Raw genomic sequence first — 15936 nt, 5'->3', positions numbered from 1 at the left:
CCTTACCTCCCTTCCAGAACCCGCTGCACCAGATCGTCGCCATCGGCGCGCCATGCGTCCTCATCGACGAACCAGGAGCCGCCGATCTTCCTGCCGGGGATCTTTCCGTCCGTCAGCCAGCGGCGCAGCGTGACCTCGGCCGGCCGGCTGTTCTCATCGAAATACTTCTCTGCCCACTGCTGAGGAGCCATCAGGTGCATGTGCGCGCCTCCTGCTCAAACAGGTCGCCGCCGGCCTTCTTCGCACGCCGGGTTGCCGTGGCGTTCGCCTGGTGGTGCTCCTGGTCGTACCGGAGGTGGCAGCGTTGGCACCAGGCGCGGAGGTTCTCCGGGTCGCAGTTCTCCGGCTGATGGTCAAGATGCGCGATCGTCAGCACCACGGTGACGAAGCGGCCGGCCGGGTATTCGCTGCCGCGCGCGTAGCCATAGGCTTCACCGGTCTCGGCGTCGAACACCATGCCGTTCATCGTCATGTAGGTCGCACCGCTCATCTCGCGGCAGATCGTCTCGCCGTTCGGTGCCTTGCACTTCTCGCAGCAGTTGTGCGCGCGGGCGAGAATCGAGGGGCGAATTTCGGTTGCCCAGTTGTCCGGGTAGCGAGCGCGGTTCTCGGGCTTGATAGGCATCACCGCACCTCCGACTTGCGACCTGACGTCCCGGGCGCGACGATTACCGCACTGAACAGGATGGGGGATTCACGCATGGGATGGTTTCCTGGCGACGAGAAGGCCGCGAAGGACCTGGCGGCCCGCATGACGCAGATCATTTCCAATGATGATCTCGCAACGGTAGGGCAGCGCATACTTAAAGCGGTGGAGGAGGCCAAGCCTTCTGCCGCAGTTATGGCGGTGGCGATGCTTCGCTATCGCGAAGACACGACCATCACTTACCCAGAGCATATGGCTATAGCTCAGCAGATGATGCGCGTGCCCCTGGACATCCTTCTGGCGAAGGAGCAGGCGGAATCGCAATCGAAGGTCGCTAACGTCTCGATTTTCATTGCGGCTCTCAGCTTGATTACCGCGCTTGCATCGCTCTATGTGAGCTTCAAGGCGCTTCATTGACGTTTTCGCGCCGCCTCCCTGACGCTGCCTAGGTCTAACCCTCGCGCTTCGGCGAAGGCGATGATAAAGACTGCTGCCGCTTGCGGGGCGATGGCGTTGCCGTCGCGGCAAGTCTCGATCGTGAAACGGCACCTGACTGAGCGACGCACAAGAAACCGATGTCAATCCTTTGTCGCGTCCATGTAAAGGCGGGTTTTCCGTATGCTGGAAACACCGAAAGATTGATGAGGAATCACACATGGCTGACAACATCGACACCTTGCGGGCCGTCGTCTCGGCAACGAGAACCATGGCTGGAACGTGGATGGGCCACTTCGAACTTTCGATTGAAGGTGCCAACGACCATTCATACGATGTGCCGGAATCGTTTCCAACGCGCGATGCTGCTATCGAAGCTGCGCTGGCTCGCGCCGAATTTCTCGCGAAACCGATGGCTGTAGCCGGTGGATTGCGGATTACGAAAGAGGTCAAGCCGCCTTCATTACGCTGTGCGGGGCTACCTAACACGGAAGCCACCTGAGATATCTGCGAACGCAGCGAAAGCCCGCGTCTTCTCGATGAAGTCCTTGCGCACTGGAACGTTGAAGGTCCCGAAACGGTCGTCGATGATCATTTGTCGGCGCTGTTCGCTGAGCTTTTCCCACTCGTTATGCATGCGATCTTGGTGGTCGGCGACTAGCCGCGCGATGAAGGCCATCTGCCTGGCCTCCTTTGCTGTCACTCTGGCTCCGTCGTTGTAGCCAATAGAAAGTCCATCGGGACGCAGCGCATAGATGAAAGACGCTGGCTCGATGCCCTTGCCATGGCCAACCACGAGGCCCACGCCTTGTTCGAGCATCCATGTCCAAGAGAATGCGCCCATCGAGAACGACGGGACCTTCTTATTTCTTGCATAGAGGTCAAATCCCATCACGCCTCTCCCCGCTTGCCGGCAATGGCTTGGTCGATGGCTACGTCCAATGCCAATCCGCGCTTAGGCTCCGTATGTTTCGTGCGGCAATGTTTGATGTTGTCAGGGCATGAACACGGGACGCGAACGGCGGGCCAATCTTCGTGATCGATGTTTCTCAGCCACCGATACCTCTCCGCATCCCTCACATCCTCCGCCGCGGCGCGTGGTGAGGTGTCGACAATAGACAGCGATGCGACGAAATTGATGATTCCGGGCAATGCGGCGTTTATGTGTTTAGCCACTACGACGAGCGGGAAGCGCGCGGCTAGTTCGTCCACTACGCGAGAGGGATCGGCGCAGTGCGCGTTGACAGCCGACTTGGCCGCCTCATCCCATCGTTCGCGCGGAGGTTTACCTTCCGCCTTTCGCCACGCGTTGAAGGCTATATCACCAATCGTCAGTTCGCTTAATGATCGATCAGTGTCGCTAAACGCCACCGCCTCCCCACCTTTGGCCTCATTGGCGCGGGTGTTCCAGGCGGCTTGCCAGCCTTCCCACATGTCTTGCACGTATTCTGCCGTGTAAGAGAGTTTTGCGGCGCTCCATTCGGCACTGTGTGCGTGTCCGTTAATATCGCACCACGCCTCGAACACCTCCCGGCACTCCCTCAGCTCGTCGTTGTTGGCGGTCACGCGGCATCCTCCTGTTCGGTAACCTGGCGCTCTTCGCAAAAGATGCCGCAGTCGAAATCTAGGTTCTTCATGGGGCGTCCAACGTCGGTGACCTTCAGCTGATCGAGGAAAATGCGCTCGCCACGCACGCGAACCAACTTGGCCCCGATCTCGCGCGATTGAACGGTGCGCTCTTCGAAGACATTTGGATGGCATTTGCGGACATGGTTCCAGTACGTGGGCGATGTCGCCTTTACGCACCCGATGCAATTTGCATTGGGGTAACCCATGCCATAGACCCTTGGTGGCGAAATGCCGTCCCTAAGCAGCCGCTGGTAGCAATTGCCCTTCGTCAGGCCGGCATCGATCAGCACCGGGCTTACGTTATCGCGCTCTGTAAGGACGAACCTGGCGTGCCTACCGCGCTCTTCGGCCGTGAAGCCAAGCACATGGAAGTCCGGCTTGTTTATCAGCTCCCACTGTTGCCTGGCGTGCTTCTTAAGGAACTTAGTGCAAGGTGCGCCCTCCGGGCCGGACATGAACTTCTCGTGCCGCCACACCTCGGCCGCCGATGCATTTGGAAACTTCGAGTTGACCGCCGTTTCAATGGTCACGCCGAGCCAGTCCTGCACGTCCCTGGCGAATCGTCGGTTGTCTTCGTCTTCTTCAGCCACGGGGTTGTTTACGATGCGAACATCGTGCGTGTCGCCGAATCGCTCAAGCGTCAGCTTGGCGGCAACAGCACTGGCCGCTCCACAGGAAAACCAAACCGCAATCATCGGCCTGGCGCCCATCTCAACCCTCCTTCCCGGCGAGCGTCGGGGCGGCGAGCAGTGCATCCAGCGTGGCGAGTGCATTGGTGAACTTGGCTCGCTCGTTGCCTACAGGCGCGCGGCAATCGCGCTCAGCATCGACGATATCGCGCGCGAACTGGATGGATGTACGCCAAGTGCGCGGCAAGCCATCCACCACCCGCGCACCTTCGGGAGGCTGAGGGGCGGCGGTGAGCGCTTTCAGATCCGACAGGCGAATTTCTGCGGCGTACTCGGTGCCCGTATGAATCGCATAGATGACATCCGGATCACTGCCACGCAACGGTTTCGCCTCGATCATGGCGACAAAACGGCTAAGACCATCCGGCACGGCCGCGCGCTCGGCGGGGTGCGTGTAGAGCGTTCGGTGCTGCCAACCCGCATATGTCCCGTTGTTGTAAAAACGCTCGGACACTTCCTGCCATTGACATTCATCGGTCTGGCGCATTTGATAGACCGCCTCACCCTGCACGCCCTGCGATAGACGGGCGGCGAAGGATTCTAGGGCGGTTCGCATGATGGTGTTTACAAGTTCGTCGGTGTATCGACCAGGGAGATAATCGCGTACACAGTTTCCGCCTTCGACTTCCGCATTCAGCGCACGCTGAATATGGTTATCCGTCACCCGCACCTTTGCCTGCGCGGAGAGGTGGGCTTTGATGCACTTCCATGAATCGCTGAAGGCGATAGACGGCAATGTGCGTTCAATGTTCTTGATTGCGATATCAAGCGTCATTGCCATGTCCGGTCTCCTTGGTTTCGTTGGGAGTGGCGCGGGCGGCGTCGATGGCTTCATCCAACTCTTCACCGAAAAGAAGGCATGAACCATCGTCCTGATACATGCTGTAAGGAAGCTCCACTTGTGGAACTGGACGGGGAATATTTTGCGATTCATCCCGTAGCCACCGATAGCGCTCCGCATCAGCCCGATACGCCTCCACTTCCGCTTGCAGGCCAGCTACTTTTGCCTGTAATTCGGCGACATGATTCCAATAAGTGATGCAATCCGCTTGCATGCGCTGGCGGGCGGCGAGAAGGGATCGAAGCATCTCACTCGTATCGTTATGCCCTGTGTCCCAAACAATCTGCGCGCGGACAAGCACCTGCTCATCCGTGTAACTCGTGGGGTTAGTCATTCCGGCTCTCCCGTGCGCTCTGCGTGTTCGATGATTTCGCGCAACGACTTGATGCTGATCTTGTACGTACGAGACGGTGCGCCTGTCGGCGAGACAAAAGGCCCGAACAGTACGCGGTTGCCTAGCGTGGCGAACGTTCCGTGGCGGCGCTCGTAGACGCACAGATTCACAAACGGTTGCTCAGCTGCGGCGTTAGTCATGGGCATGGCCTTGGGCTTTGGCGATGGCTGCGAATGCCTGATCTGGCACATCGTCGCGACTGCACAGAGCGGTGATCTGCGTGATACATGCGTGGAGGGCCACCAACAGATCAGGCGCGGCGGCGATGAGGTTGGCGTTGGCAAGCCCCTCCGCACTCGATGGAAGTGAAATTGCACCCCATCGCGTAATGCTTTTTCCAACTTTGCCTGGCCTTGTGCCGTCCTCATTGGAGGCAACGATCTGATATGGATAGCCCATGGCCGAGTAATTGATCGTCCACGGACCCGGCGTATGCTTCATCTCGCTCATCTCAACCTCCCGCCTCTTTCTGGGAGCGCTCTTTCACCGCGCGCAGTAGATCGCTGATTCGGAACGCTACAAAGCAGCGTTCGTTGCGGTCATCGAAGGCGATTTCGACGAAGCCATCGCCGTAGTCGACAACTTCGATCTGAAGCCAATTTTCTTCGCTGGTTGTGTCGCCCTGACCGTTCTCGTCGAAGCACAGCAGCCGACCGCACAGATAACCAAGATTCGGGTTTTCCATATCAACCTCCTATAGGGTGGCGGGGCCGGTCAGGGCGCAACGCCAAGGACCTTGGCCACAAGCGGGCGCAAGACTGCGGCGGTGTTTGCTGCCTTGAAGGCGTAGCCCGCATCGGTCGGATGCGTGTGGTCATCCGATAGCCACGCCGTATCCCACTGCGGGAGGCGCTGATACGTGTCGAACTGGTGAACGATGGGCGCGTTCATCTGTTGCGCGACCTGGCGCAACACGTAGACGTAGCTGTAGATGGAAGGGTTGTACTGTGGCCTCCATGTTTGTCCCACGCCGAGAACCGGATTCGGCTCCTGGAAGACGCAAATCTTTCCGTGGTCACGAGCGATCTGGCACAACTCGGCCATGTAGAACCAGTAGTCGTCGACGCCCTCGCGGATATAGCCAGGCTGTGGCGCGGCGTTGTAATAGAAATCGTTGAGCGCGAAATTGAAGACGACGATATCGGCGGGGCTGGCGGCCATTTCCGCATCGAAGGCCTGGTGCCTTCCATCAGTGCCATAGAGCAGCTGGGACGCCTGGGTGCCTCCAACCCCCTGATTGATGGCAATGATCCGGCGAGGACCGAAGTACATCTGCAGCATCGACTGGACGACACTCGGCTCATTGAGCGGCGTCTGGGCAGTCTGGCCGTTGTTAGTCTGCGCGCCATACGTCGTGGAATCGCCGTAGAAGGCGATAGTCACGGATGTATCCGCATGCGCTACGACGCCGAAGGCGACGACAAGCAGGAACGTGAAGATCTTGATCATGGTGGGTATCACGAATGTTCGCGTTGATGGTGCGCCGCGCTTGCGGCATTCCATGGCGGTGCGTCTGTGCCACTCGGAAGGCGCCCTCGTCGAAGGCGCCGGCCGTGGGGGTCAGGCGGCATCCTTCATCGGCTCTTCGCCTTCGCCGAACCCATTGAGCGTCTTCTGGTCGGGATCAGGCTTTACCTTGTCGATGCCACCGTAGTAATCGCTGGCACCGCCGACAATCAGAAGCACGGATGTGCCGGCCGCATCCACCAGCTCGTGCCGATGCTCGTCGTGCTTCTGCAACGTCAGCACGGCCTTGATGCCATCCTTCACGGTCACGCTTTCGACAGTGGCGACGATGGTTGGGCGGTTGGCGCTGGCGATGATCTCGACGGCCTGGCGCACGTTCTCAGTGATGCGAGCGGTCAGGCGGTAGATCGCCTCCTGCTGCTCTTCCTCGCCGAGCTTCGGCCAGACGTCGCGTTGAATCTTCAGCTCGTCGACGCACGCGGCCAGCAGATCGCCGGTCATGGTCTCGGCGGCCATTTCGACAGCGGCGGCCAGGGCTTCTTCGTTCTTCTCGGTCATGGTGCGTCCTCTTTGGTTGTTGTCAGGCCGCGTACTGATCGGCCCACTTGTCATCGCTAGCCCTGATCCCGCGCGCCATCCGCACGACGGTGGACCAGTGGACGGGGTTACAGTTGAGCCCTTGGTCGCTCGGCACGTCGCCGATGTGGAAGGCCATCACGATGGCGTCAGTGGCTTGGCTGCGCGTCAGCTCCAGGCTCGAACCGCCAAGCATCACCAGCCCACGCGGACCGGTCCCAAGGTCAATGCCAGGCAGCACTCGCCAGCCAAGCACCGTTCCGGAAATCAGGTGGCGCCAGTCGTCCTTGCTCAGCCGATTGCCGTGCCACGCGATCTGCTCCAGGTCGCCGCACGCCGCGTTGAACAGGCGCCGCTGGCCATCGGTCATGCGACCTTTGCCCTGGAGTTGCCAGTCGGTTGGCGTGATGGGTTTCATGGGTTAGGCCGCCATCTTCATGGCACGCAGTTCAGCTACGATGGCCTGCACCTCGACGTGTCCGGCTATGCAAGCGTCCTGCAATTCCTTGATCGACTTCTCGTCGCGTTGGACGCGATGGATTGTCAGTTGCAGGCCTTCCGGAAAGCGCGGGTCGTAGCTCACGGCATCGCACCATTGGCGTCCCGTTACCCATAGCTGTCCTTGGATCTGCCAGTGATATTCCCTGGCGTGCGATCCATCACGGAGTGCAGCTAAGTGCTTCGCTTGACTGGCGGGGCATTTGATCTCGATAACGCCGTCGCTGCCCAGCAAACCATCCGGCGAGACGCCAACGTAAGGCATTGTCGGGTGCTCGACGAAAGCGACCTGCTCGACCAGCTCGCCGGTGTGCGCCTCGTACGCGCCGCGCGCGAACGGCTCCAGCTCGGTGCCGCGTCGCATGGCGTCGTTCTGGAACGTCTGCTCAGGCTCGCCGGTCAGTATTTCCAGTGCTAGCGTGACGATCAGGTTTGCGCGGCTGGCGGATGGCCCGCTGCGCGTCGTCGCCATCAGGTCTGCGAACCGCGATCCGGTGAACTTTCCAGCGCGAAGCGCCAGCCACTCGATGCTGCCCTGTTCCATTATTCGATCTCCGCGTCGCTTGTCATGTCATCAGCCGATTGCGCGATGGCCTGGAAGTCGGAAACCTTGTCCGACACTAGTGCGCGCTTTTCCTTGGGGAAGGTGTCCTTCCACCATGCGCGGAAATGCGCCGTGCCCTTGGCGGCGGCAGCGCGACATTCTGCGATGGCTGCGTCGCGCTCCGGGCTATCTTCGGGGACGGCCTGCTGAGCAGCGCGTGCTCCATGCGTGGCGCGTGCGCGTGCCCCATCGGCAACCTGCTCGCGCAGCTCCTCGGGCAAGTCTTCGATGTCCTGGGTGAAGATGTCGGATGCCGCGGTGACATTCAGCACCATTGCGATTTTGGCGCGCTTGCAGGCCATCTTGAGAACCGTGTTCCCTTGATCGGCAGCCTCTGTGCGAATTTGCTCCTGCTTCTCGACCTTGCCCTGGTACTTGCTGAATTTGATGCGACGCATGTTCTCCGGCGTCGCTTCAAACTCCTCTTTACAGACGGCGCGGCGCCATTTGTACTTTTCTTCGTGAGAGAAACATTCGCCCATGCCCTCACCAAGTACCATGCCGGATGGCTGATGGATGGCAACGCACCGAACTCGATAGTGGGCAATGCCTTCGGCCGACAGATCCTCGATCTCGTACTTGTCGGCAATGCGAAAGGTGACGCATAGAACCTCTGCACCCGGCTTGTACAGCGATGGCTTCTTCGTGCCGGGGATGATTCCGTAATGCACGTCGGGCCGCATGATGGAGCGCATAACGTCTTGAATCAGGTTGACCTGGGTGCGTAGATCTGCGGCAGTAAGACTGCGGTCACCGTTGATAACAACAGCCTGCTGCTTCATCGGATCGACGCGGGAAATCTGCTGATTCATGGCGGCCTCAGTAGTTGATCGTGACGTGGGGAACGGAGCCGCCAGCGATGGCGATCACGAGAGCCTTGGCAGACTCCTCATCGACGCCAGCCTTGACGAAGGCCTGCATCACTTCGTTGTTGATCTTTGCCCGGTGTGCGCGATTCCTGGTCTTGCGCTCCTCCTCAGCACGCAGGCGTGCTTCCTCGGCGAGGCGGGCCTGCTCGCGCTGCTCGGCTTCACGGCGCGCACGTTCCTCGGCTTGGCGGATGGCCTCCTGTTTCTCGCGTTCGGCGCGCTCGGCGGCCAAACGCTCGCGTTCGGCGGCCGCGGCTTCCATAGCCTTCCCGTGCTCGATGGCGGCAAGGCGATCCGCTTCGGCCTTCTCGGCAGCGAGGCGTGCCGCTTCCTTGGCTTCCTCAGCCTCCCGAGCCGCGCGCTCGATAGCCTCCTGCACCTCGCGCTTGGCGCGCTCCTCAGCTTCCTTGCGGATGCGCTCCTCGTGCGCCCTGCGCTCAGCCTCGGCCTTTTCCTTGGCGATGCGCTCGGCCTCGGCGCGCTCCTTGGCGGCAATGGCTTCCTCACGGGCGCGCAATTCCGCTTCGCGGCGCTCGATCTCGGCGCGGCGCTCGGCCTCCGCCTGCTCGATGGCCTTTCGTTCGGCCTCGATGGCTTCCTGCTTGATGCGTTCCTGTTCAGCCTCCCATTCGTCCAGAGGCTTGCGCACCTCATCCTTGAGCGCATCCAGGTAGTCGCGAGCCTTCTTGCGTGAGGCATCTACCTGAGCGGACTTGGCTTTCCATTCCGCTACCAGCGTCTTGCCGGCGTCATCGATCGTTGTCTTGCTGCGCGCCACCTTGTAAGCCAGGGACGCGATCTCCTTGCGGCCCTTGTCCGTGGATACATCCGGGACAATGGTTGCCGTCTCCTGCCGGATGCGCGCCAGCAGGTCGTCGAGCGAATTTCCTCCAGTGAAAAGCTCCAGCGCATTGACTGATTCAAGGGGAATCAGGGACGTTTCCATCGGAATCCTCTGCACGCTGAAACCCGGCGTGCGCGGTGTTGGTGTCAGTTGCCCGTCTTCGCGCGGATGCGCGGCTCGGGGATGCGGTGGTGGTAGCCGTGGGCGTAGTACTTCGCAGCCCAGGCGGCGCGGCGCTCGTCTTTGGTCTTGGGCTGGCAGCCCTGCCAGCTGTGGCGGCGCGTGCGGGTGATGATGGGGAGGGTCACGTCGGAGCCTCCGGAAGTGCGTCGATACGCGCCAAGCATTCATCGACTTTGGCGTCGCTCAGGTAGCCGAGAACGTCATCGGTGATGGGCGTCGAGTAGCAGAGATTGCCATCGCGGTCGGTGACGGCCAGCTCCCACAGGCCCTCTCCACCACCATACGAGTACATGTGGCGCACGACGCTTGCGCCGTAGCCATTGGCGAACTTGTAGCGCCGCTGCACTCCGCCATGGATCATGCGCTCTGATATCGGCTGAAAACTCATGCCACTTCCTCCACAGAAAAGGCGCCGGCCTCTGCAGATTCCGCGCAGGGGGTCGTTTCACCCGCGTCGGCCGGCATGGAAAGGGAATCGATCCAGCGCATGGTCTTCTCGACGCTCGCGCGGTAAATCGCGATCTGTTCGGCGGCGGGAAGCTCGGAGATGGCGAGGCAGCTCATGACCGCAACTCCTCCTCGACGGCGCGCTCCATCAGTTGCCCGGCCTCGCGTGTCTGCCGGAGCAGGTTGCGGAAGGCGTCGCGGCTGCGCGGAAGCAGGGCGCGCGGATCGGAGCCTGCGGCAATCGCGTTGAGCGACCACTCCGCGCGGCACAGCGTCGCGACCAGCTGGTAGTAGCGCTCGCGAATCTCTGCCGCATCGACCTCGGCCAACTCGGCCTCGATCAGCTCGACCATGCGGTCGGAGTCCATGAGCTGCTCTTGGCGCTCGACGTACTCCAGCTCGCGCAGGTCGCTATCGCATGACACGCGGGTCTCGATGAGGGCGCTTGTCGAACGTCCAGCCGCCTGAGCTGCCAGTCCCTCGTAATAAGCGCGGGCGTAATCAACGCTCATCACAGCCACCCCGCGATGCGCAGGCCAAGCACGAAGCCGGCGAAGATCGCGGCGACGAGCAGGAAGGGGATGGAGTTCACCAGCTGCGCGGGCTGCGGCTCGCTGCCTGGGATGCCCGGCGCTGTCGGGAAAGTGACTACCGTGCCGTTGGCGTTGGAGCGGTGCTCAGAGCGTACGGTGCGCTGGTGGGCGCAGTAGGCCCGGATGGCGCGGCGTTGCTGGAAGGTCTGGCTCATCGTGTTCACCCCTGCGGTGTGCGATGGGGTGACTATGCGCTTCGCATAACTACCTGTCAATGCGATTTGCATAGCTTCCGCAAGGAAATTATGCGATGCGCGTAGTTCAGTTAACTGACGTTAAGCTTCGTGGACAAAAAAAGGCCCGCCGGAGCGGGCCTGGTGTACCCCGCCGACGCGGGGTCTCTTGGTCTTCCTGTCAGTGCATTGAGGCCGTCGTCTGGCCCTCGGAGTGCGTCTCGCGCACGAATTTCCCGTCCTTGTCGAAGAACAACGTGGCGGACTGCGTCTGCGCGTTCGACTTGCCGACGAACGGCCCGGCAATCGGGATGTAGCTCGCGCCGTTGGCCGCTGCGTGCGTCCAGGCATAGATCAGGACCGTGCCACCGTCGGGCAGGGTGGTCGTGTTGTTAGCTGGACCGAGCGCGGCGCGTGCATCCGCTAGCGTGGTCACGCCTGGCTTGAATCCGGCCACGACATTGGGATCCACCTTGGTGCCAGCTGTCACGCATCCGGCAAGCATCGCCACAAGCAGTGGCCCGAACATGATTCGCTTCATGATTCCCCCTCGCTGGTTTGGCGCAAGACTACCCGCAGCGCCGTCGCGGGCCTTACTTCTGCTGCTGCATGGTCTTGACCATCGCCAAGATTGCCTGTTGCTGCTCTTCAGTGAGCCCACGCATCGCGCGGGCGGTTGCCGCCGGGATCTTTTCCTCCACAAGTTCGACCTCGCCCTCCGTAATGGAGTCGAGATCGGTTTGCAGGACATCCAGCAGCGCCTTCAGCTCGTCCATATTCCAGCGATTCCCCCGCGATCCGTTGAACCAGCCCGCGACCGTGGGGTAGGCCCTCACGATCCCGCGGGAGGCTAGCTCGGACACGATGTCATCGATCGATAGGCCCAGCTTGTCTCGCCGCGCCCTGAGATTCGCCTGCACCCTATTCACGGATTGAGACACGTTGCTACGCCTTGTTTCTGAGCATGTCTCCGAGCGTACGGAAGGGCTTGCAATGCCGTTATGCGAAGCGCATAGTACGTAGCAATTCGAATCGCATAGGTTGGACATGAGCACCTCGGACCCCCGCGCGTACTGGCAGAACTACGTGGACCGCAAGGGCGGTCCGGCAAAGGTCGCTGATGAGCTGGGCATCCCGTACTCAACGATTGCCGGCATCTGCAATGGCAATCGCGGCATCGGGCGCGACCTGGCCGACCGCATGGCGAAAGCCGATCCAGAGCTCGACCCGATGCTGCTGGTTTGGGTGCGGCCAGAGACGAAGTCGCGGAAGAGGGCGGCCTGAATGAGCCCAGAGACGCACGCCGACATCGGCGCTTTTCTTGACGGAGCCTGGAAAGCAAGCCTGGTCTGTTGCTACGGCTTGCTCGCGTACTCCGTCTACTACTTCCGGACCTTTGTTGCCCTCCAGGTTTTCGTCTGCGTGACTTGCGGACTCCTTGGCGTTGCGATCGAGCGCCGGCGCCGGGCGAGGGCGGCTTAGTCCGTGGGCGCGCTGTCGTCCATCGGCTCGGCTTCCTGCCTCTGCAGCGGCACCACGTCCGCGACCCACTCGGGATCGTTCGCGGGCACCGACTCCCATACCAGTGGTTCCGGCGGCTTCGGCTTGTCGGGCATCGGTTCGTCTTTTTCGCTCACGGTTCATGCCCCCTTTTTTGCCCTGACGAGCTTGTCCCACGCAGTCCCACGCTGTGGGAACGAGGTGTAAACCCATGATTCCAGCGCAACCGTCGCTGTTCCACGACACCTACGAGGATGCCATCCGCGACACCGTGATGGCGCTCGGCGGCTACAAGAAGGTGGGCAGCATGCTGTGGCCCGCGATGCCTGCCGACGACGCCGGCCGCAAGCTCTCCGCCTGCCTCAACACCGAGAAGCGCGAGAAGCTCGACCTCGGCGAGCTGCGCCTCATTCGGCGCGAGTCTCGCAAGGCCGGCATCCACATCCTGGCCTCCTATGAGATGCGCGACGCCGGCTATGCCGACCCGCAGCCCATCTCCCCGGAAGACGAAGCCGCCCAGTTGCAGCGCGAGTACATCGCCGCGGTCAAGACCATGGCAGCCATCCAGGCCCGCATGGACCGCAACGCCGCGTTGCAGGTAGCGGCATGACCCGCATCAACGACCACGACCTGCCTCCGCTGGAGCTGGACCTCACCGGCTGGCAGCCCGTGGTCGGTGCCATCCGCAAGCAGATCGCGCAGCAGCGCGAGGAGCAGAACATGCAACCGATCGACTTTGCCGCCGCGCGCGCCGAGCGTGACGCGGGCATGCAGCGAGCCATCACCCACGCGGAACATGTGGACGACGCGTGGCCGGAACTGGCCTACGTCTTCCTGTGCCGGTACGCACGTACCCACGAGGAGTTCATCAGCGAGGACGCGACGGCCGAGGCTGACCGGATGGGATACGGCTCGCCGGCCGATGATCGCGCCTGGGGTCCTGTTTTCCAGCGCGCAGCCCGCAACAACATCATCCAGCGCATCGGCTATGGCACCAGTAGGCGCCGCCATCTGAGCCCCACGCCGCTGTGGCGGTCCATGGTGTTCGGGGGGAGTGTGGCCTAGGGCGCCACATCCCCTCCATGAACTACTACAACCGCTACCCGGCGCACTACCTGGCCAAGACGCTACTGCTCACGCTTGAGCAGGACGGCGCCTACACGCGCCTCATGGACTGGTACTACGCCGAGGAGCGGGCGATTCCGGACGACAAGCGTTACACCGTCGGGCGCTGCCAGTCGAAGCGGGAGCGCGATGCCGTGGACTTCGTCCTGCGCGAGTTCTTCGACCTGCGCAATGGCGCCTGGGTCCATGACCGGATCGAGAAGGAACTGGTCAAGGCAGCACCCAAGATCGACGCCGCCAGGGAGAACGGAAAGAGGGGCGGAAGGCCGCGCAAAGAAAAACCCAGTGGGTTTCAGGAAAAAAACCCACTGGGTTTCCAGGAAGAAACCCAACAAGAACCCAGCGCGAAAGCTCCCCAAACCCCATACCCCAATAACTACGTAGGTAGTACTGAGGCAAGCACGCAGGTTGCTACAGGCCGAACCGACGCGGGGCGCGCGTGCCTGCTGATGCGCCAAGCCGGGTGTGCGCACTCGAACCCCAGCCATCCGGACCTTCTCGCCGCACTGGCCGAAGGCGTCACACCGGAGGCACTCGCCGACACGGCCGCCGAAGGCATCGCCGCCGGCAAAACCAAACCCTTTGCCTGGGCCATTGCGACGGCACGAAGCCGGCACGCAGAAAGCGCCCAGCCGCTCAACGGAGCCACCCATGCAAACCGCAGCACAGGCCGCAAACTCAGCGTTGCTGAACAGGTCGAGCAGCGCATCCTCGAGCGCCGCGCCCGCGAAGAACGCGAGCAGCACGCCGGAGGCGACGTCATCGAAGGCACGTACGTCGCCGTCAGTCCTTGACCAGTTCTGGCTGCGGATGGCGCACATGTTCGGGCACACCTGGGTGAGCCAGTACGGCAGCGACCCTGCAGGCAGCGCGGGCGATACGTGGTCCGCGGCACTCGCCGGGCTGACGCCGGCGCAGATCGCGGCAGGGCTGAGCGCCACCGTCGAGACCGGCGCGGAGTGGCCGCCGAGCGCGCCGCGGTTCCGTGCGCTGGCCTTCGGCATCCCGAGCATGGCCAGGGTGCGCCATGAGATCCGCCACCCGTCGGCCGAGCGCTCGCCGTTCACCCGCCAAGTCTGGGCGTTCCTCGACGGCTACCTCTTCGCTCGAGCTGAGCAGACCAAGGCGGACCGCATGCTGCGCGAGGCGTACGACCTGGCCGCCGAGTACGTGATGCGCGGCGGCCGCCTGCCGGAGCCCATCGCCGGCACGATCGAGCAGGAGAAGCCGGCCAAGCCAGCACCGGCGCCGGAGCATGTTGCGCGCAAGCACCTCGACGAGATCGCGGACATGCTCGGCACAAGCGCAGAGGTAAACCATGAAAGTCCTTGAGCTTCGCTCCGGCGCGCAATCCAACTTCGAGATGGCGATCCGTTTCGCCGACTGGTGCGATGCGCGGTCGAGTCGCCCAACGTGGCGCGAGGTCGTCAGGGCATTTCGCGTGAACCGCGCGACTGCGTACCGCTGGTTATCCGCGTGGAAAGCTGCGCGAGGTGCGGTATGAGCGGGCTGCGGTTCAAGGTGGGGGAGTTGGCCATCTACGTGGTGCCGTGGCATCCAGCCTGCCAGTCACGCGTCGGCCAGCAATGCGAGGTAGTGCGCGCCGGTGCTGTCAGGGTGATCGAAGGACGCACAGTGGACTATGAGGTCGAGTTCGCCGATGGCGCATGGCTCGCCGCATTCGACTGGCAACTCCAAAAGCTCGACCCGCCGGCCGAGCCCAAGGCCATGACGGTGGTGGTGGAGGTGGAGGTATGAGCGTGCTACTTACCATCTACGCCGTGACATCGGTCGTCATTCTCATCTGGTATCTGTCCATGGACATCGAGACCGCCATGCGAGGGGTACAACCGAGCATCGGCGTATCGATCATCCTGTCGATCTTCTGGCCGCTCGTACTGGTCGCATTCGCGGTGTACGCGTGGAGGAACGCCCGATGACGGCCCAGATCGCGCGCGCGCGTCGGAACACGACGCCGACCGAGCACGCTGAGCAGGTGGCGCTGATGCGGTGGGCATCGATGGCTTCGGGACAGATGCCCGAGCTTCGGTTGCTGTATGCGATCCCGAACGGCGGCATGCGCAACGTGGTGGTGGCGAGAAAGCTCAAGGCCGAGGGCGTTAAGTCGGGCGTGCCTGATCTGTGCCTGCCAGTTCCACGCGGCCCCTTCTGTGGCTTGTACATCGAGTTGAAGCGGCGCAAAGGCGCGACGGTCAGCGACGAGCAGAAGTCGTGGATCGCCGAGCTGCGCGCGAACCGCTACCACGCCGTGGTGTGCCATGGCTGGGAGATGGCACGGGTGATGATCATGGACTACCTGAGGGTGCAGGCATGAAACCACGTATGCGCTACTGGAATGGCTATTGGTGGTGTCGTCGCATGGGGGCAGGCGGCTACGCATCCGCGCGGTCAGCGGTGGTGTC

The 15936-nt window shown here is 62.0% G+C and carries 34 protein-coding genes; 10 read left to right on the top strand and 24 right to left on the bottom strand.

What is annotated here, in order from left to right; translation table 11 throughout:
• Positions 1–2: 2 nt before the first annotated feature.
• Positions 3–200: a hypothetical protein gene (locus tag ACNR9O_RS15340; RefSeq protein ID WP_473687312.1), complete on the bottom strand. Its 198-nt coding sequence runs from the start codon at positions 198–200 to the stop codon at positions 3–5.
• The gene (locus ACNR9O_RS15335) at positions 191–625 is read right to left on the bottom strand and encodes a hypothetical protein (RefSeq protein WP_473687314.1); all 435 of its coding nucleotides are present in this window, start codon (positions 623–625) and stop codon (positions 191–193) included. Before ACNR9O_RS15335 ends, ACNR9O_RS15340 begins: the two co-directional genes overlap by 10 nt.
• Positions 626–700: 75 nt before the next feature.
• On the opposite strand from ACNR9O_RS15335, the gene ACNR9O_RS15330 reads away from it, so the two are divergent.
• Positions 701–1063 carry a hypothetical protein gene (locus ACNR9O_RS15330; RefSeq protein ID WP_473687316.1) on the top strand — a complete coding sequence of 121 codons (363 nt, stop codon included), beginning with the start codon at positions 701–703 and terminating at the stop codon, positions 1061–1063.
• A gap of 238 nt (positions 1064–1301) precedes the next feature.
• Positions 1302–1583 carry a hypothetical protein gene (locus ACNR9O_RS15325; RefSeq protein WP_473687318.1) on the top strand — a complete coding sequence of 94 codons (282 nt, stop codon included), beginning with the start codon at positions 1302–1304 and terminating at the stop codon, positions 1581–1583.
• Here the strand turns inward: ACNR9O_RS15325 and ACNR9O_RS15320 are convergent.
• The 21 genes from ACNR9O_RS15320 to ACNR9O_RS15220 form a co-directional block, all read right to left on the bottom strand.
• On the bottom strand, positions 1560–1973 hold the full coding sequence (locus tag ACNR9O_RS15320) for a hypothetical protein (RefSeq protein ID WP_473687320.1): 414 nt from the start codon (positions 1971–1973) through the stop codon (positions 1560–1562). The genes ACNR9O_RS15325 and ACNR9O_RS15320 overlap by 24 nt on opposite strands.
• The gene (locus tag ACNR9O_RS15315) at positions 1973–2647 is read right to left on the bottom strand and encodes a hypothetical protein (RefSeq protein WP_473700651.1); all 675 of its coding nucleotides are present in this window, start codon (positions 2645–2647) and stop codon (positions 1973–1975) included. Before ACNR9O_RS15315 ends, ACNR9O_RS15320 begins: the two co-directional genes overlap by 1 nt.
• Complete coding sequence (locus ACNR9O_RS15310) at positions 2644–3420, bottom strand: hypothetical protein (protein ID WP_473681987.1); 777 nt, start codon at positions 3418–3420, stop codon at positions 2644–2646. The genes ACNR9O_RS15315 and ACNR9O_RS15310 overlap by 4 nt, the downstream gene beginning before the upstream one ends.
• A gap of 1 nt (position 3421) precedes the next feature.
• The gene (locus tag ACNR9O_RS15305) at positions 3422–4180 is read right to left on the bottom strand and encodes a hypothetical protein (protein WP_473681986.1); all 759 of its coding nucleotides are present in this window, start codon (positions 4178–4180) and stop codon (positions 3422–3424) included.
• Positions 4164–4574: a hypothetical protein gene (locus ACNR9O_RS15300; protein WP_473687324.1), complete on the bottom strand. Its 411-nt coding sequence runs from the start codon at positions 4572–4574 to the stop codon at positions 4164–4166. Before ACNR9O_RS15300 ends, ACNR9O_RS15305 begins: the two co-directional genes overlap by 17 nt.
• Complete coding sequence (locus ACNR9O_RS15295) at positions 4571–4774, bottom strand: hypothetical protein (protein WP_473687326.1); 204 nt, start codon at positions 4772–4774, stop codon at positions 4571–4573. The genes ACNR9O_RS15300 and ACNR9O_RS15295 overlap by 4 nt, the downstream gene beginning before the upstream one ends.
• Positions 4767–5084, bottom strand: coding sequence for a hypothetical protein (locus ACNR9O_RS15290; RefSeq protein ID WP_473687328.1), 318 nt, complete (start codon positions 5082–5084; stop codon positions 4767–4769). The genes ACNR9O_RS15295 and ACNR9O_RS15290 overlap by 8 nt, the downstream gene beginning before the upstream one ends.
• Before the next feature lies 1 nt (position 5085).
• Positions 5086–5319: a hypothetical protein gene (locus ACNR9O_RS15285; RefSeq protein WP_473687330.1), complete on the bottom strand. Its 234-nt coding sequence runs from the start codon at positions 5317–5319 to the stop codon at positions 5086–5088.
• Between the two features lie 29 nt (positions 5320–5348).
• A complete protein-coding gene (locus ACNR9O_RS15280; protein WP_473687332.1) occupies positions 5349–6083 on the bottom strand; it encodes an SGNH/GDSL hydrolase family protein in 735 nt (244 codons plus the stop codon).
• Positions 6084–6194: 111 nt separating this feature from the next.
• Positions 6195–6659 carry a hypothetical protein gene (locus tag ACNR9O_RS15275; RefSeq protein ID WP_473687333.1) on the bottom strand — a complete coding sequence of 155 codons (465 nt, stop codon included), beginning with the start codon at positions 6657–6659 and terminating at the stop codon, positions 6195–6197.
• A gap of 22 nt (positions 6660–6681) precedes the next feature.
• The gene (locus ACNR9O_RS15270; RefSeq protein WP_473687335.1) at positions 6682–7095 is read right to left on the bottom strand and encodes a recombination protein NinB; all 414 of its coding nucleotides are present in this window, start codon (positions 7093–7095) and stop codon (positions 6682–6684) included.
• Between the two features lie 3 nt (positions 7096–7098).
• On the bottom strand, positions 7099–7719 hold the full coding sequence (locus ACNR9O_RS15265; RefSeq protein ID WP_473687337.1) for a lambda exonuclease family protein: 621 nt from the start codon (positions 7717–7719) through the stop codon (positions 7099–7101).
• Positions 7719–8591: a hypothetical protein gene (locus ACNR9O_RS15260; RefSeq protein ID WP_473687339.1), complete on the bottom strand. Its 873-nt coding sequence runs from the start codon at positions 8589–8591 to the stop codon at positions 7719–7721. Before ACNR9O_RS15260 ends, ACNR9O_RS15265 begins: the two co-directional genes overlap by 1 nt.
• Before the next feature lie 7 nt (positions 8592–8598).
• A complete protein-coding gene (locus ACNR9O_RS15255; RefSeq protein WP_473687341.1) occupies positions 8599–9594 on the bottom strand; it encodes a hypothetical protein in 996 nt (331 codons plus the stop codon).
• A 44-nt stretch (positions 9595–9638) separates the two neighbouring features.
• Entirely contained in the window at positions 9639–9800 is a 162-nt protein-coding gene (locus tag ACNR9O_RS15250; RefSeq protein WP_473687343.1) for a hypothetical protein, read from the bottom strand.
• Positions 9797–10063, bottom strand: coding sequence for a hypothetical protein (locus tag ACNR9O_RS15245; RefSeq protein WP_473687345.1), 267 nt, complete (start codon positions 10061–10063; stop codon positions 9797–9799). Before ACNR9O_RS15245 ends, ACNR9O_RS15250 begins: the two co-directional genes overlap by 4 nt.
• Positions 10060–10239 carry a hypothetical protein gene (locus tag ACNR9O_RS15240; protein ID WP_473687347.1) on the bottom strand — a complete coding sequence of 60 codons (180 nt, stop codon included), beginning with the start codon at positions 10237–10239 and terminating at the stop codon, positions 10060–10062. The genes ACNR9O_RS15245 and ACNR9O_RS15240 overlap by 4 nt, the downstream gene beginning before the upstream one ends.
• Positions 10236–10634, bottom strand: coding sequence for a DUF222 domain-containing protein (locus tag ACNR9O_RS15235; protein WP_473687349.1), 399 nt, complete (start codon positions 10632–10634; stop codon positions 10236–10238). Before ACNR9O_RS15235 ends, ACNR9O_RS15240 begins: the two co-directional genes overlap by 4 nt.
• Positions 10634–10870, bottom strand: a complete 237-nt coding sequence (locus ACNR9O_RS15230; protein ID WP_473687351.1) for a hypothetical protein — start codon at positions 10868–10870, stop codon at positions 10634–10636. Before ACNR9O_RS15230 ends, ACNR9O_RS15235 begins: the two co-directional genes overlap by 1 nt.
• A gap of 199 nt (positions 10871–11069) precedes the next feature.
• Positions 11070–11429, bottom strand: a complete 360-nt coding sequence (locus ACNR9O_RS15225) for a hypothetical protein (protein ID WP_473687353.1) — start codon at positions 11427–11429, stop codon at positions 11070–11072.
• Between the two features lie 52 nt (positions 11430–11481).
• A complete protein-coding gene (locus ACNR9O_RS15220) occupies positions 11482–11829 on the bottom strand; it encodes a hypothetical protein (protein WP_473687355.1) in 348 nt (115 codons plus the stop codon).
• A gap of 106 nt (positions 11830–11935) precedes the next feature.
• On the opposite strand from ACNR9O_RS15220, the gene ACNR9O_RS15215 reads away from it, so the two are divergent.
• Positions 11936–12172, top strand: coding sequence for a hypothetical protein (locus ACNR9O_RS15215; protein WP_473687357.1), 237 nt, complete (start codon positions 11936–11938; stop codon positions 12170–12172).
• Positions 12173–12366: 194 nt separating this feature from the next.
• Here ACNR9O_RS15215 and ACNR9O_RS15210 read toward each other — a convergent pair whose 3' ends face one another.
• Positions 12367–12525: a hypothetical protein gene (locus ACNR9O_RS15210; protein ID WP_473687359.1), complete on the bottom strand. Its 159-nt coding sequence runs from the start codon at positions 12523–12525 to the stop codon at positions 12367–12369.
• A 74-nt stretch (positions 12526–12599) separates the two neighbouring features.
• On the opposite strand from ACNR9O_RS15210, the gene ACNR9O_RS15205 reads away from it, so the two are divergent.
• The 7 genes from ACNR9O_RS15205 (at position 12600) to ACNR9O_RS15175 (ending at position 15848) form a co-directional block, all read left to right on the top strand.
• On the top strand, positions 12600–12998 hold the full coding sequence (locus tag ACNR9O_RS15205; RefSeq protein WP_473687361.1) for a hypothetical protein: 399 nt from the start codon (positions 12600–12602) through the stop codon (positions 12996–12998).
• The gene (locus ACNR9O_RS15200; protein WP_473687363.1) at positions 12995–13453 is read left to right on the top strand and encodes a hypothetical protein; all 459 of its coding nucleotides are present in this window, start codon (positions 12995–12997) and stop codon (positions 13451–13453) included. The genes ACNR9O_RS15205 and ACNR9O_RS15200 overlap by 4 nt, the downstream gene beginning before the upstream one ends.
• A gap of 17 nt (positions 13454–13470) precedes the next feature.
• Entirely contained in the window at positions 13471–14307 is an 837-nt protein-coding gene (locus tag ACNR9O_RS15195) for a YdaU family protein (RefSeq protein WP_473687365.1), read from the top strand.
• A 25-nt stretch (positions 14308–14332) separates the two neighbouring features.
• Positions 14333–14845 (top strand): hypothetical protein, encoded by a 513-nt coding sequence (locus ACNR9O_RS15190; protein ID WP_473687367.1) that lies wholly within the window; start codon positions 14333–14335, stop codon positions 14843–14845.
• A 168-nt stretch (positions 14846–15013) separates the two neighbouring features.
• The gene (locus tag ACNR9O_RS15185; RefSeq protein WP_473687369.1) at positions 15014–15271 is read left to right on the top strand and encodes a hypothetical protein; all 258 of its coding nucleotides are present in this window, start codon (positions 15014–15016) and stop codon (positions 15269–15271) included.
• Entirely contained in the window at positions 15268–15453 is a 186-nt protein-coding gene (locus ACNR9O_RS15180) for a hypothetical protein (protein ID WP_473687371.1), read from the top strand. Before ACNR9O_RS15185 ends, ACNR9O_RS15180 begins: the two co-directional genes overlap by 4 nt.
• Complete coding sequence (locus ACNR9O_RS15175) at positions 15450–15848, top strand: VRR-NUC domain-containing protein (protein ID WP_473687373.1); 399 nt, start codon at positions 15450–15452, stop codon at positions 15846–15848. Before ACNR9O_RS15180 ends, ACNR9O_RS15175 begins: the two co-directional genes overlap by 4 nt.
• Positions 15849–15936 lie beyond the last annotated feature (88 nt).

This window comes from Dyella sp. CR10, from assembly GCF_055814425.1.
The sequence above is the reverse complement of the archived record's forward strand: the minus strand, read 5'-3'. Positions and strand labels throughout refer to the sequence as shown.